This is a genomic window from Ferrovum sp. JA12, assembly GCF_001431705.1.
In the GTDB taxonomy this organism is placed as follows: Bacteria; Pseudomonadota; Gammaproteobacteria; order Burkholderiales; family Ferrovaceae; genus PN-J185.
In genome coordinates, this window is sequence record NZ_LJWX01000002.1 from 917911 (window position 1) to 933423 (window position 15513).

13 protein-coding genes are annotated in these 15513 nt (G+C 44.7%); 9 read left to right on the plus strand and 4 right to left on the minus strand.

Annotation, left to right across the window (positions count from 1 at the left end):
- The first annotated feature begins 19 nt into the window (after nt 1–19).
- Entirely contained in the window at nt 20–1894 is a 1875-nt protein-coding gene (mnmC, locus tag FERRO_RS09355; protein WP_056930578.1) for an FAD-dependent 5-carboxymethylaminomethyl-2-thiouridine(34) oxidoreductase MnmC, read from the plus strand.
- Here mnmC and recN read toward each other — a convergent pair.
- Together recN and FERRO_RS09365 are read right to left on the minus strand one after the other, a co-directional pair.
- Entirely contained in the window at nt 1877–3544 is a 1668-nt protein-coding gene (gene recN / locus FERRO_RS09360; RefSeq protein ID WP_056930579.1) for a DNA repair protein RecN, read from the minus strand. The two genes, mnmC and recN, sit on opposite strands and share 18 nt — an antisense overlap.
- Before the next feature lie 2 nt (nt 3545–3546).
- Nucleotides 3547–4419 (minus strand): NAD(+) kinase, encoded by an 873-nt coding sequence (locus FERRO_RS09365; RefSeq protein ID WP_056930580.1) that lies wholly within the window; start codon nt 4417–4419, stop codon nt 3547–3549.
- A 37-nt stretch (nt 4420–4456) separates the two neighbouring features.
- Here FERRO_RS09365 and hrcA point away from each other — a divergent pair, with 37 nt between their 5' ends.
- From hrcA to dnaJ, 5 genes are all read left to right on the plus strand, one after another.
- On the plus strand, nt 4457–5476 hold the full coding sequence (gene hrcA / locus FERRO_RS09370) for a heat-inducible transcriptional repressor HrcA (protein WP_056930581.1): 1020 nt from the start codon (nt 4457–4459) through the stop codon (nt 5474–5476).
- Between the two features lie 13 nt (nt 5477–5489).
- Complete coding sequence (hemH, locus tag FERRO_RS09375; RefSeq protein ID WP_056930582.1) at nt 5490–6596, plus strand: ferrochelatase; 1107 nt, start codon at nt 5490–5492, stop codon at nt 6594–6596.
- 73 nt (nt 6597–6669) lie between these two features.
- Nucleotides 6670–7224, plus strand: coding sequence for a nucleotide exchange factor GrpE (gene grpE, locus FERRO_RS09380; RefSeq protein WP_152975739.1), 555 nt, complete (start codon nt 6670–6672; stop codon nt 7222–7224).
- 65 nt (nt 7225–7289) lie between these two features.
- Nucleotides 7290–9218: a molecular chaperone DnaK gene (dnaK, locus tag FERRO_RS09385; RefSeq protein ID WP_056930584.1), complete on the plus strand. Its 1929-nt coding sequence runs from the start codon at nt 7290–7292 to the stop codon at nt 9216–9218.
- Between the two features lie 92 nt (nt 9219–9310).
- Nucleotides 9311–10453, plus strand: a complete 1143-nt coding sequence (gene dnaJ, locus FERRO_RS09390) for a molecular chaperone DnaJ (RefSeq protein ID WP_056930585.1) — start codon at nt 9311–9313, stop codon at nt 10451–10453.
- A gap of 177 nt (nt 10454–10630) precedes the next feature.
- Here dnaJ and cysS read toward each other — a convergent pair whose 3' ends face one another.
- Nucleotides 10631–12013, minus strand: a complete 1383-nt coding sequence (gene cysS, locus FERRO_RS09395) for a cysteine--tRNA ligase (protein WP_056930586.1) — start codon at nt 12011–12013, stop codon at nt 10631–10633.
- Between the two features lie 100 nt (nt 12014–12113).
- Here cysS and FERRO_RS09400 point away from each other — a divergent pair, with 100 nt between their 5' ends.
- Genes FERRO_RS09400 through FERRO_RS09410 form a run of 3 tightly spaced genes read left to right on the plus strand, consistent with a single transcriptional unit; the run spans nt 12114 to nt 13942 of the window.
- A complete protein-coding gene (locus tag FERRO_RS09400) occupies nt 12114–12710 on the plus strand; it encodes a tetratricopeptide repeat protein (RefSeq protein ID WP_082601274.1) in 597 nt (198 codons plus the stop codon).
- A 2-nt stretch (nt 12711–12712) separates the two neighbouring features.
- On the plus strand, nt 12713–13204 hold the full coding sequence (locus tag FERRO_RS09405) for a peptidylprolyl isomerase (RefSeq protein WP_056930588.1): 492 nt from the start codon (nt 12713–12715) through the stop codon (nt 13202–13204).
- Between the two features lie 9 nt (nt 13205–13213).
- Nucleotides 13214–13942: a UDP-2,3-diacylglucosamine diphosphatase gene (locus FERRO_RS09410; protein ID WP_056930589.1), complete on the plus strand. Its 729-nt coding sequence runs from the start codon at nt 13214–13216 to the stop codon at nt 13940–13942.
- A gap of 422 nt (nt 13943–14364) precedes the next feature.
- Here the strand turns inward: FERRO_RS09410 and FERRO_RS09415 are convergent, their stop codons facing one another.
- Nucleotides 14365–15513 (minus strand): ribonucleotide-diphosphate reductase subunit beta, encoded by a 1149-nt coding sequence (locus tag FERRO_RS09415; protein WP_056930590.1) that lies wholly within the window; start codon nt 15511–15513, stop codon nt 14365–14367.

Consider the following 15513-nt stretch of genomic DNA (forward strand, 5'->3'; position numbering starts at 1 on the left):
CCCAGTAAACTACCAATTTATGGCTATTATTAAACATCCTGAAATCATCCTCCTCAACGATACGCTTTTTTCCACAGAGTTTAACGATGTCTACCATTCCGCATGGGGCGGCGCTGAACAGGCCTATACCGTATTTATTCAAGGGAATCATCTTCAACAACGTTTCACGCAGGTAAACCATCAGTTTTGTCTGGTGGAAACAGGTTTTGGTATTGGCATTAATTTTTTAGCTACCGCACAGGTATGGCTTGAACACAATCGCCATCCAAATACATGGTTGCATTATGTGGCCTGTGAAAAATATCCTATTACCCCAACACAGCTCCAGGATATTCTTCCTCGGTACCACTTCCCAACCTCTCTCGTTAACCAATTAATCAAAGAGTGGCCAACATTAACGCCGGGTTATCATGAAATTCTTTTCCCACAGGAGAGAATCTGTTTAACGCTTATTATTGATGACATTGACGCAGCGGTAAAATCTTTAACCATGACTATTGATGCCCTTTACCTGGATGGTTTTTCGCCGAAAAAAAATCCAGATATGTGGCGCGCAGAAATTTTTTCATCTCTCGCGCAACATTGTCATGTCGATACAACCCTGGCCACCTGGTGTGTTGCTGGAGAAGTCCGAAACAATTTAATGAGAGCGGGATTTAACGTATCACGAGAAAAAGGCTTTGCGCAAAAAAAACATCGTTTAGTGGGCCAATTTAATCGTATTCCTGTAGACAAGCAAACCTTGCGGCAGAATCGTTTCTTCCCTCATGTTCGGACCTATTTAAGTGGCCAACAAACAAAGCGAGTGGCCGTCATTGGCAGTGGTATTGCTGGCTCGCTCATGACCTATCAACTCTGTCAAAGAGGAATGCAGGTGTCTTTGTTTGAAAAAGACGAGGCCATTGCAAATCAAGCTTCAGGGAACCCTGCCGCCATTGTGCGTCCTGTGATCAGTAAAGACGATAATGTCCTGTCCAGAGTGACGCGTAGAGGATTTTACTTAACCAAACAGCTCATTACCGAGATCGAAGGGGCCAGCCCAGCACCTATTGCCTACTATCCAGGTGTAGTTCATCTGGCAAAAAACCAAGAGGAAGCTCTAGCTCAGCGTGAAGCACTACACCAACTTGGATTACCGAGGGATTACGCTTATTTTATAGAGGGTAAGGAACTGCTCTCCCGTTTTCATGTGAATCAGCCCTTGGGTGGCTTATTTTTCCCTCAAGCAGGATACGTGAACCCCAAGCTATTGTGTGAAAGGGCTATCGCACTGTGCACTTCCTCTGTGTCACTGCATTTGAACACCGCAGTGACGCATCTTCAAAAACAGCCAGGTCATTGGTTACTCTTTAACCCAAAAAAAGAGTGCTTAGGAGAATTTGACGCCGTGGTGTTAGCCATTGGAGCAGAAAGCCTTGAGCAAACCTCTGCACTGGGTTTAACAACCAATCGCGGTCAATTGTCATTGTTTTGCCATGAAAATATTGACTCAACCCTTCCTGTTATGTGCCAAGATGGGTATTTAATTAGTTTGCCAGGCCAGCAGCTCCTCTCAGGCGCCACCTATGAACATGAACTAGATAAAACACCTTGGCTCTCTAGCCATCTGCAAAACACCCAGCGTATTGCCTCTATTTTAGGCGATTCACCACAAAGTGTGACCAGTCTCCTTGATCGAGTAGCCTTCCGGTGTGTATCCCGTGATCGCCTGCCGGTGACAGGAGAATTAGAGCCCCGCCTCTACTGCATCCTCGGCAATGCTTCCAGAGGTGTGGTATGGAGCGCTCTTAATGCCAGGATTATCAGGAGCCTAATGACTGGGGAACCCATGCCCATAGAAAAACAACTGTTAGATCGTTTATCTCCTAAGCGGTTTTTAATGGGTCGCCTGTAACATTTCTTGCGCATGCTTTAAGGTGATGGCAGTGATGTCCACGCCACCTAACATTCGGGCAATTTCTTCCACACGCTGACTGGAATTTAATACTTCCACGTGGCTCACCACATTATCACTCTGGACTTTTTTCATTACCCGAAGATGGTGATCCCCACAGCTTGCCACTTGCGGCAGATGTGTCACACATAACACCTGATAATTATTACCTAACCCTTTAAGGAGTCTGCCCACAATCTGCGCTACCCGCCCGCCTATACCCGTATCTACTTCATCAAAAATCAAGGTGGGAACAGAAGCAGATTGGCTCAAGGCCGTTTGAATAGCAAGACTAATTCGTGATAGTTCCCCTCCAGAAGCCACCTTGGCAATTTCCTGCGGAGCTTGTTTGGCATGTCCCGAAATTTTAAATACAATTTGATCTTGACCGTATAATCCAGGTTCCCCAATAGGATTTACCTCAATCACAAAACTCCCCTCCCCCATGGCCAGTTCAACAAGGGTCTGGGTAATGATATCCGCCAGTTTAAGGGCCGCGTGTTGGCGTGACAGGGTTAACTCTTGGGCAAAGCTCCTATATACCTCATGAGCCTTCCGCTGCTCTCTCTCCAATGTCTGCCCATCACTTAACAACTCAATAGTGGATAATTCTTGGCGCCGCTCCGCAAGATACTGCCACAGGTCCTCAGGATTGACTCGGTAACGCCTGGCACACTGCATTAACCTTGACATGTGTTCATCCAATTGACTAAGCCTCGCGTCATCAATATCAATGCCGTGGATAAAGTGGCGCAGGCCAGTGATGACCTCATCCACTTGGATCACTGAGCTTTGTAACAGATCTATTGAGGATTTTAATTGCATATCCTCATAGGGCATGCTGTGCAACAAGGAGAGCGCCTTCTCTAGCTTGTCCAGTGCGCTCTCCCTTCCTTCACTCAAGACGGCTAAGGCCTGCTGGTTGAGCTCTAACACTTGCTGAGCATGGGTTAAGCGACTGTGTTGGTCGTTAAACTCAAGCCAGTCAGGAGGAGCGACCACAATCTCTTCTAACTCTTTAATCTCAGCTGTTAATCGAAACACGTCCTCGGTCAAGCTTTGTGAACGACTCTGCCACTGTTGCCAGTGGGCTAATTTTTGTTGCCAGTCGCGGTAACTTAAGGTTACTGCCTTTACCAACTCTTGATGGCCTGCAAAATCATCTAATAACTGTCGTTGCGTAGTACTTAATTGCAGCGTTTGATGGGCGTGTTGCCCATGAATATTAATTAAACGTTGTGAGACTTCTTTGAGTTGCGTTAAGGTTACCGCTGAACCATTAATAAAAGCCCTTGATTTACCCTGGTTATCCACAAGACGTCTTAATAGACATACGGCTTCCTCTTCACTGGCCGTTAATCCTTGCTCCTCCAGATAAGCGTAAAGCTGTGGATGTTCTGATAAATCAAAGGAGGCAGACACTTCAGAGCGAGTGGCGCCATGACGTATGGTAGAGACGTCAGCTCTCCCTCCTAGAGCTAAAGACAGCGCGTCGATCAGAATAGACTTCCCAGTACCCGTCTCACCCGTAAAAACGGTTAAACCTGCATCAAATTCTAAATCTAGGGTTTCGACAATGACGTAATCACGAATAGAAATAGATTTAAGCATAGCTAAAGTTTAGTCCCCCAACGTAACTTTTCACGCAACATGGCGTAATAATCATGGCTTAAGGGATGCAGTAAAGTAACCTGTTCCTTAGCGTGGGAAATAATCAATCGATCATCGCTTAGAAGAGCCATATGATCTTGGACATCAAAGTTAGCAAAAGCACCTTTTCCCTTTTGTAAAATCACTTCTATCACTGAACGATCACTGAGCACAATAGGACGGTTACTCAGCGTGTGGGGGCAAATAGGGACAAGGACCGTTGCCTGTAACTCTGGATGAATAATGGGACCGCCACTTGACAGAGCATAAGCCGTGGATCCTGTGGGCGTTGCTGCGATCAAGCCATCGGCACGTAGACTATAGACAAAACGATGGTCAACGGACACCTCCAGCTCAATCATACTGCCTTGAGCCCCTTTAGTCAGAACCACATCATTGAGGGCAAAATGACGGGAAATGAGATGGCCTTGACGCCAAATCTCGGTCTCTAATAAGGAGCGCTTTTCTTCCGCAAAATGGCCATTTAAGACTTTAGCCAACTCCTCTTCTAAGTTTTGCGATGGGATATCCGTTAAAAACCCCAATTGCCCTAGGTTTATTCCCACCAAGGGGACTCTTTGGCCTAGAATAGAGCGTGCAACAGACAACAGTGTTCCGTCCCCGCCCAGCACAACTACGAGATCAACATGCTTACCCATGTCCTCTGCTTGGATAACCTCTGCTTCACGAGAGGGAACCGACGCAGCACTTTTGGGATCGAGAACATAATTCAATTGGTATTTCTCGAGAAATTGAATTAATCTTCCCATTGGTGTTGATAAATTGTGGCTATTGTACTTGCCAACAATACCGATTTTTTGAAAAATAGTATTCATCTTTTGAATTAAACCACATTTGGGTAAAATAAGGTGTATGTTAAACGATCGCGCCCGCACTTTATTAAAAGTATTAATTGAACGCTACATTGAGGATGGTCAGCCAGTTGGCTCACGGGCCCTGTCTAGAACAGCTGGTATGGATTTGTCAGCCGCTACCATTCGTAATGTCATGGCTGATCTCGAAGAGTTGGGCTTTATCTCAAGCCCTCATACCTCAGCAGGGCGTATCCCCACACCGCGCGGCTATCGCTTTTTTGTGGATAGCCTAATGATTATCAAGCCCATTGAAACACTGACTCGCATCCAGTTAGAAGAGCATCTCGTTCCCACGGATCCGCAGAGACTGATTGCCGCGGCCTCGCAAATGCTCTCAGAACTCACCGCTTTCGCTGGGATTGTGAGAACACCTAAAAGACGTAACGAAGGATTTCGTCACTTGGAGTTTTTAAGGTTATCGGAAAAACGACTGCTTCTGATTTTAGTTACTCTTGAGGGAGATGTACAAAATCGTGTTATTTTTACTGACAAACACTTTACGCAAAGTGATTTAACTCAGGCTGCCAACTACCTCAACGAACACTACTCAGGAAACGACTTTAATCAAATCCGTCATGTCTTAAGATCAGACTTACAAAGCCTTAACAGTGATATTCAAGTATTGATGAATACCGCCTTAGAGGTAGGCAGCGCAGCCCTTAAAGAAGGACAAAATGATTATGTACTGAGTGGCGAATCCAAACTAATTCAAAGTAATGATGTCACTTACAATATGAATAAGCTTCGTCAATTGTTTAGCGTTTTTGAACAAAAAACAGAACTGTTACAGTTATTGGAACTTAGTGAAAGTGCTGACGGCGTCAAGATCTTTATTGGTGGAGAATCTAGCGTTGTGCCACTTGATGAATTTAGCGTGGTAACCGCTCCTTATGAAGTGGACGGTCAGGTGGTGGGGACCCTTGGTGTAGTGGGCCCAACGCGGATGGCTTATGAGCGGATTATTCCCATTGTAGATGTCACGGCGAAGTTACTCTCCAGCGCCCTCTCGCAGAATTAAATATAGGATAATTATGGCAAACTATTTACCGGAACCGGAATTTCGTCACGGCAGCACTCTAAAAACAGGCGTATTACTTGTTAACCTTGGGACACCCGATGCGCCTGACGCCCCTTCACTCAAACGATATTTAAAACAGTTTTTAAGCGATCACCGGGTGGTTGAAATACCCCGTCCTATTTGGTGGTTAATATTAAACGGAATTATTTTAAATATACGCCCAAAAAAATCGGCAAAAAAATATGCCTCGATTTGGACCGCAGAAGGCTCACCCCTGAAGACTAACACTGAAAAACAATGTCGCGCACTCGAGCGTGAATTGTCTAATAGTACATCATCACCACTGGTAGTAAAATATGCTATGCGTTATGGTAACCCTAGTATTCCCTCACAAATCATGGAATTGAAAGAACAAGGTTGTGAAAATATTTTACTGGTTCCCCTCTACCCTCAGTATGCGGCCAGTACTACAGGTTCGTCTATGGATGCCCTGTTTGATATCTTGAAACGCTACCGTAATACACCAGGAGTACGGGTCATTCGGCAATATCATGACCATCCCGCCTACATTAATGCTCTGGCCTCCCGTGTTGAAGCTTTTTGGCAAGAACATGGACGACCAGAAAAACTGATTATGAGTTTTCATGGGGTACCTCGTTACACCTTGGATAAGGGTGATCCTTACCACTGCCAATGCCATAAAACAGGACGATTACTTGCGGAAAGACTGGGCTTGCAGCCCACTCAATACATGGTGACCTTCCAATCGCTATTTGGTCGAGCAGAATGGATTAAACCTTATACTGAGCCATCTGTAGTTGCCCTAGCTAAAGAAGGAATTAACTCAATACACGTTGTCTGCCCAGGGTTTCCCGCAGACTGTCTTGAAACCATTGAGGAAATCGGGATGGAGGTCAAAGCCGCCTTCATGGAGGCAGGTGGTCGTGATTATCATTACATTCCAGCGCTTAATGATGACCCGGTATGGATTAACGCACTCACTGAGATCACACTCTCTCATTTACAGGGATGGCTAAAAACTCAATGGAATCAAGAGGATAATCAACGAGAAGGGGATCTCTCACAACAACGCGCCTTGGCGCTTGGTGCCCCTCGGTAATTATTTTACTGCACACCCTTGAAATAGCCAAAACCGTCTCCATCTAAGACCATATTAAAAGATGGAGATGCATATGGAACAAACACCACAGGAAGAAGTTACTCATGACACATCCTCTTCAATTAATGAAGAGTCCAATCTTGATCAAGCAAGCCTTGACCTTGATGCATTAAAAAAAGCCTTAAGTGAGGCCGAGAATCAAGTTAAAGAAAAAAATGATGCTTGGTTGAGGTCTGTTGCAGAGTCAGAAAACATCCGTAAAAGAGCCACACAGGATCTTGCCTCAGCAAAGAAATTCGCCTTAGAATCTTTTGCCTCAGAGTTATTAGCCGTTATGGATAGCCTTGATGCTGCTTTAGCCGTCACTGAAACCACTTTAGAGAGTTACCGAAACGGCGTAGAACTCACGGCACGACAACTAAAAAACGTGTTTGAAAAATTTCATTTAACAGAAATCAATCCTGTTAATGAAAAATTTGATCCAAATCGTCATCAGGCCATTGCGGCCCTTGAACATGGTGAGGTGGCTCCCAATACCGTACTAACAGTTATGCAAAAAGGTTTTGCCATACACGAACGAGTATTGCGTCCTGCTTTGGTAACTGTTTCAAAAGCAAAAGAGTCTTAGGCTCTTGAATTTTAGCGAAACACCCCAACTTATGTATTAACAGATATTTTTAAGGATTATTGATCATGGGTAAAATTATTGGTATTGACTTAGGTACAACAAACTCTTGTGTTGCCGTCATGGAAAACGGTAAACCAAAGGTGATTGAAAATGCAGAGGGTACAAGAACCACCCCTTCCATCGTCGCTTATTTAGATGGAAGCGAAGTATTGGTAGGTGCACCAGCTAAACGACAAGCCATCACCAATCCAACTAACACTCTGTTTGCAGTGAAACGTCTGATTGGTCGTAAATTTGAAGAAGGTATGGTCCAAAAAGATATTGACATGGTGCCCTATAAAATCGTCAAAGCCAAAAATGGTGATGCTTGGGTAGAAGCGCAAGGTAAACAAATGGCGCCCCCCGAAGTGTCTGCCGCTGTTTTGCAGAAAATGAAAAAAACTGCTGAGGATTATTTGGGTGAGCCGGTTACTGAGGCCGTTATTACCGTACCGGCCTATTTTAACGATAGTCAACGTCAAGCAACCAAAGACGCCGGACGGATTGCAGGGTTAGAAGTTAAACGGATTATCAATGAACCTACCGCTGCGGCACTGGCCTTTGGCTTAGATAAGAAAGAAGGCGACCGTAAAATTGCGGTGTATGACTTGGGGGGGGGAACTTTTGATATCTCCATTATTGAAATCGCAGAAATTGATGGGGAACATCAATTTGAAGTACTCTCTACCAATGGAGATACTTTCCTAGGCGGGGAAGACTTTGATTTGCGTGTCATTGAGTTCTTGGCTGAGGAATTTAAACGAGAGAATGGCATTGATTTGAAAAAAGACGTATTGGCCCTTCAACGTCTTAAGGAAGCCGCAGAAAAAGCCAAAATCGAGCTCTCTTCTTCCAACCAAACTGAGGTGAATCTCCCTTATATTACTGCTGATGCCTCAGGCCCTAAACACTTGGTGGTTAAGCTGTCGCGCGCTAAATTAGAAAGCCTTGTGGAAGATTTAATCACCCGCACCATCAAACCTTGCGAAGTGGCTATTAAAGATGCGGGTATTGATATCAATGAAATTGCTGATGTCATTTTAGTGGGCGGGCAGAGCCGTATGCCAAAAGTACAAGAGCGTGTTAAAGAGATCTTTGGCCGCGAACCACGTAAGGATGTCAATCCAGATGAAGCAGTGGCTATTGGTGCTGCAATTCAAGGTGGAGTATTGCAAGGTGATGTGAAAGATGTTTTATTATTAGATGTTACTCCACTGTCCTTGGGTATTGAAACACTAGGTGGAGTGATGACCAAATTGATACAAAAAAACACCACTATCCCAACTAAGGCATCACAGGTTTTCTCCACCGCAGAGGACAACCAATCGGCAGTGACCATTCATGTTTTACAGGGTGAAAGAGATGTTGCTTCAGGTAACAAGAGCTTAGGGCAGTTTAATCTCTCTGATATTCCCACCGCACCAAGGGGAATGCCACAAATTGAAGTGACCTTTGATATTGATGCAAATGGTATTTTACACGTGAGCGCCAAGGATAAAGCCACTGGAAAAGAGAATAAAATCACTATTCAAGCCAGTTCCGGGCTCTCTGAAAGTGAAATTCAACGCATGGTTAAAGATGCAGAGGATCACGCTGAGGAAGACCGTAAAAACCTAGAAAAAGTGAATGCGAAAAATGGTCTTGAAGCCCTGATACACAGCGTCGAAAAATCCCTTAAGGATCACGGCGATAAAGTCTCAGCGGAAGAGAAAGCTAAAATTGAAACAGCTCTGAAGGACGCGCAAGAGGCATTGAAAAATGAAGAGGTTGAGCAGATGAATGCCAAGAGCGAAGCACTCTCTCAGGCTAGTTACACCTTAGCTGAAAAAATGTATGCCTCAACCAACCCTGATGGACAAGCTCCAGCTGGCGGTGAACACAACGATGAGAAGGCAGATAAAGCTCATGACAACGTTGTTGATGCAGAGTTTGAAGAAGTTAAAGATAAAAAGTAATTACTAACTACAGCATTGGCCGGACGTGTGTCATGATCGTTGATCCGTCACACCTCCGGCCCTTTGCTCATTAATGAGAACGTAGATCAACTATGAGTAAAAAAGATTACTATGAAGTGCTTGGGGTAAATCGTGATGCCACTGCGGAAGACATAAAAAAAGCTTACCGCAAGTTAGCCATGAAACATCACCCAGACCGTAATCCTGATAACCCCAAGGCGGAGAGCCTTTTTAAGGAGGCTAAGGAAGCCTATGAAATACTCTCAGACGAGGAAAAACGCGCCGCCTATGACCGATTTGGTCACGCTGGGGTAGACCCTTCCCAAGGCGCAGGCCCTGGGAGCGCCGGTTTTGGTGGAATGGGTGGCTTCTCGGATGCCTTTGGTGATATCTTTGGTGATATCTTTGGCGGCGGTGGTGGACGCTCTCGGCAGGGTGGCGTGTATCGTGGCGCTGATCTTCGCTACAACCTTGATATCTCTCTTGAGCAAGCGGCGCGGGGTACAGAAACACAAATCCGCATTCCCACCATGGTCACCTGTGAAACCTGTCATGGATCGGGGGCTAAGAAGGGAACCACTCCAAGCACTTGCTCTACCTGTGGCGGACAAGGGCAAGTCCGTATGCAACAGGGCTTTTTTTCGTTACAGCAAACCTGTCCAGTATGCCATGGTTCCGGAAAAACCATCAGTAACCCATGTGGCGACTGTCATGGTTCTGGAAGGACTAAAAAACATAAAACTCTCTCTGTTAAAATTCCTGCCGGAGTGGATCATGGTGATCGTGTGCGTTTAGCAGGCGAGGGAGAACACGGCGTATCCGGAGGGCCACCGGGGGACCTTTATGTGGTCGTACAAATAAGACCTCATTCTGTCTTCGAGCGTGATGGGGCTGACTTACACTGCGAGATGCCCATTAGCTTTGCCACAGCAGCCTTAGGAGGAGAAATTGAAATCCCTACTTTAGATGGCCAAGCGAAACTTAAGATTCCAGCAGAAACACAAACAGGTCAAGTCTTTCGTTTACGGGGGAAAGGGATCAAACAACTTCGTGGCAGCGGTTATGGTGATTTGATGTGTCACGTTACAGTAGAAACGCCCGTGCGCTTAACGGAAGAGCAAAAAGGATTATTGCGTCAATTGGAGTCAACTACTCACGGCAGTGACACCCATAGTCCAAAGGCAAAAACCTTTATGGATAAAGTTCGGGATTTTTTTAACCCCATCTCAGAATAGCACCCTGCATCAGTTAAGTTGTTGATTGACGTTGAATATATTGTTTAATTCCGCGCCGAAAGACAATTTAACTGATACAGACCTCATACTCTCTCCTCGTATCAGAGTGAGCTCACCGAAGACCTTAATCAAACAATGTTTCTGATATAAAAGACAAAGGCAGACTCGTACACTTCATTATTGTCGACGCCAACTGGTTCCGGAGGGGCTATCCTCAAGAATAATTCCTTTGGCTAACAACTCATCACGAATCTCGTCTGAGCGTTGGTAATTTTTCTCTAAGCGTGCCCTCTTACGCTCATCCATGGCTTGAATGATCTGCTCATCGGTATAACTGTCACTGTCATTTCCCTGATTACCCTGTTGTAACCAGTGGTCAGGCTCCTGTGTGAGTAATCCTAAAATAGATGACAATTGTTTTAATAAGATCAAATAACCACTCTCTTGAGTGCGATTGAATTCGCGTGCCAAATGAAATAACACGGCAACAGCCTCTGAAGTATTTAAATCGTCGTTCATGGCCTCTTGAAAATGACGAGCATGGTCGTTGTGCCAGTCAATGCTGTCAGGGATATGGAGCTGTTGCCCCCTGAGTGCTGTGTAAAGCGTTGTTAGTGCTGCCTTAGCATCGTTTAAATGCTGATCGGTGTAGTTAAGGGGGCTACGGTAATGACCCCGTAACAGAAAAAAACGGACCACTTCCGGATGAAATACCTTTAACACCTCTTCAATGGTAAAGAAATTACCGAGGGATTTAGACATTTTCTCATCATTTACGCGTAAAAATCCGTTATGTAACCACACATTCACAAAAGCATGTCCATGAGCCCCCTCTGATTGGGCGATTTCATTCTCATGATGCGGGAACTGTAAATCGTGACCGCCACCGTGAATATCAAAATGCTCACCTAAATAATGTTCACTCATGGCTGAGCACTCAATATGCCAGCCCGGCCGACCTTTTCCCCAAGGCGACTCCCAATAGGGTTCCCCGGGCTTAGCCGCTTTCCACAACACAAAATCCAATGGATCTCTCTTATATTGATCCACTGCTACCCTCTCACCAGAACGAAGATCTTCCAATGATTTACCTGATAACTTGCCATAATCATGAAAGTCTCGCACGGAATAATAGACATCCGCATTGTTGCCCACATAGGCCAGTTTTTTATCGATCAATTGACCAATCAAACGAATCATCCCCTCAATGTGCAGAGTGGCTTTGGGTTCTATGGTAGGTGGCAACACACCAAGAGCTGTTAAGTCCTGGTGCATGAGAGCAATCATTCTCTCAGTAAGAGATTGAATGCTCTCGTTGTTAGCATGGGCTCTGGCAATAATTTTATCGTCAATATCGGTGATATTACGAACATAAGTGACGTGGTATCCCAGCTCCTTCAACCAACGGAAGAGCACATCAAAATTCACCAGCATTCTGGCATGACCCAAGTGACAGCGATCATAAACTGTCATCCCGCAGACGTACAGACGAACTTGGTTAGGTTCTATTGGAACAAAAATCTCTTTCTTTTTTGTTAATGAATTATGAAGGGTTAGCATAGTCATAGAGTTAAATTGAGCACGTATTCAAGCCATTGGAAATAAACACAATTAATTGATATAATTGAAGATTAAATTAAACCACAAAGTATATCACGATATGATACGAAGCCTCTCGGCTCTTCTGCTGTGCCTGGTGTCGTTTGTGCCACTTGCCACGCTGGCGGACAACCCAACTAACGGGACTGAGAGCGTCACGGTGAAAGCCAGTCCTACCCCCCCACAGGAAACAACAGCTATTGCTCCGCCCAACGGTTTCCCGGTGAATCCCTTGAAAACCCTACAGCCCCTGATGGCACAAAAGCACTACCTGGAGGCCATTAAAGAAGCGAATCGCTACCTTGGTATGGATTCACACAACGGTGAGGTTTTGTTTATTAAAGCTCAAGCATTGATGGCTCTTAATAGAAACGACGAGGCCATTGGCGTATTAGAAAATCTCACTGAGGTTGCCCCTGAAATGGCTACTCCCTACAATAATCTTGCGGTGCTGTATGCGCAAAAGGGGCGTTTGGATGACGCTAGAAAAATGCTTGAAATGGCCATCCAAATTCAACCCAACTATACAACCGCCCTAGAAAACTTAGGGGATGTTTATCTTGCTAAGGCTAAAAATGCCTACACTAAAGCCAGTAAGGAAAACCCTAAAAGTAAAAGTTTAAAAAAGAAGCTGTCCACCTTATCTAACTTGGAGTAATTATGGTTCGTCTTAAAACAAATCACGGTGATATTGTCATTGAACTTAATGCCGAAAAAGCCCCTAAAACAGTAGCTAATTTTTTAGCATATGTAGAATCCGGTTTTTATAACAACACTATTTTTCATCGTGTCATTGATGGCTTTATGATTCAAGGTGGCGGTTTTGAACCTGGCATGAAACAAAAACCAACGGGGGAGACCATTGAGAACGAAGCTCAAAATGGGTTAACCAATGATACTTACACCATAGCCATGGCACGGACTCCAAATCCGCATTCCGCCACAGCTCAATTTTTTATTAATGTGGCTAACAACAGTTTTCTTAATTTTCGTTCAGCCACTCCCGATGGTTTTGGTTACTGTGTTTTCGGACGCGTAAGCGAAGGACAATCTGTGGTTGACGCCATCAAGAAAGTGGCCACAGGTAAGAGTGCGGGTCACGCCGATGTTCCCAAAGAGGATGTTGTTATTCTTTCCGCAACCATTGAATAAAGGACTCTCGTGCAGCATAGCCTGTTCATTTCAGATCTTCATTTATCTGCTAAAACGCTTGCTCTGCGCAAGCGTTTTCTTCAGTTTCTAGAAGGCCCTGCCCGAGAAGCTGAATCGTTGTATATTTTAGGTGACCTGTTTGAAAGTTGGATTGGCGATGACGATATTGACTCTACCTATAATTTAAAAATTGTCATGGCTTTAAGAGCATTAACTGAATCAGGCACAGCACTGTTTGTGATGCATGGTAACCGAGATTTTTTATTGGGTCATGCCTTTGCCCAGCGCACTGGGGCCACGCTCATTAACGACCCGACCGATGTGATCCTCTATGGAGTGAGAACGATTCTCACTCATGGCGATGCCTTATGTACGGATGATGTGGATTATCAACAGTGGCGCAAGCAAGTACGCACTGCCCAATGGCAAAAACAAGTACTGGCCTTACCCATCGAAAAACGTCGCAAAATGGCATTAGAGGCTACCAGCATGAGTCGCGATGCTAAAAAAAGTAAAACTTTAGAGATCATGGATGTATCGGCTACAACGGTGATGGAACTGATTCGTAAAAATGATTACCCACGTATTATTCATGGCCATACTCATCGCCCTGCACGCCATGTATATCATATTGACGACCACACCTGTGAGCGTTGGGTGTTAACTGACTGGACAAATCAAAAAGCAGGATATCTTTATTGCGATCGTGAGGGCTGTAAAGCAGTCCCTTTCATATAAATCCATGGGTCACCGAGTTATGGAGTTCCCTCCTCTACCGAGCCTGGTGTAAACTCTTATTAGCGAGGTCTATTCAAATCTCTTGGTCTATTAGTGACATTCCGTTGTCACCTTGTACTGATACTCAATACTTTCACCTATCCTTGTAAGAATGAGCTTCACGTTGATGACAACAGCCAACACACCGGAATGTGATCGAATCGACGGGCTCCTGCCAAAAAACCCATTGCATAGACAACTTACATATTGTATTGATGTGAGTGTGGAGACGCCGCGCACAACAAGCATCGACACTATCCCTCCAAGCGCCTGTTCCTACTTCGTTGTTGAGCTTAAAGTAGGCTCAACAACAAAGCAGGACCATAGTCCAAGGGATTATTTTGATGCCGTCACTGAACGTGCATTCATCCCTTCTTCAACGGTTAATCCCAAGAGAGTGCACCACCTGTTTGATACTCAGTCACCCTAGTTTCAAAAAAGTTTTTCTCTTTTTTGAGATCAATCATTTCACTCATCCATGGAAAAGGATTGGTGGCTCCCGGAAACAGAGGATCAATACCGATCTGCTGTAGGCGACGGTTAGAAATAAAACGTAAATACTCTTTAAACATTTGCGCGTTGAGTCCTAAGACTCCTCTTGGCATGGTGTCTTCAGCATAACGATATTCAAGCTCTACAGCCTGTTGCATTAACTCTCTCACTTGATTTTTAAAAGCCTCAGTCCAGAGATGAGGATTTTCTAATTTAATTGTATTAATTAAATCCACCCCAAAATTACAATGCATAGACTCATCTCTCAAAATATATTGGTATTGCTCAGCAGCACCTTGCATCTTATTCTGTCGCCCTAGTGCCAAGATTTGCACAAACCCCACGTAGAAAAAGAGACCTTCCATCATGCAGGCAAAGACAATTAAAGATAATAAAAGATGTTGATCCGCTTCAGGAGTTCCTGTTTTAAAATCTGGATTGGTCAATGTTTCAATAAAAGGAATTAAAAACTGATCTTTTTCACGAATGCTCGACACTTCATGATAGGCATTAAAAATCTCAGATTCGTCCAACCCCAAACTCTCCACAATATATTGATAAGCGTGGGTATGGATTGCCTCTTCGAAGGCTTGTCTTAATAAATATTGACGGCATTCAGGTGCAGTAATGTGTCGATAGGTGCCAAGAACGATGTTGTTGGCAGCAAGAGAGTCAGCAGTCACAAAAAAACCCAAGTTACGTTTAACCACCAGCTTCTCATCCTCAGAAAGAAACCCGCTCTCCTTCCACTGTGCAATATCACGACTCATTGAAATTTCCTGTGGCATCCAATGATTGGCACAGCCAGCCAAGTACTTTTCCCAAGCCCAATGATACTTAAAAGGAACTAACTGATTGACGTCGGTTTGTCCGTTAATGGCTCTTTTCTCTGCAGCGGAAACCCGCCCATTGTGTTGCGATTGATTTGCGGGATTTAGGGGAGTGATATTTTGTGTTGCGCGCTCTCTCTCCAACGGGAAGACGGGCGTGGAGGGATGACTAAACTCTTGTGTAGGTGTTTCGTTTTCAAATGAAAGCAT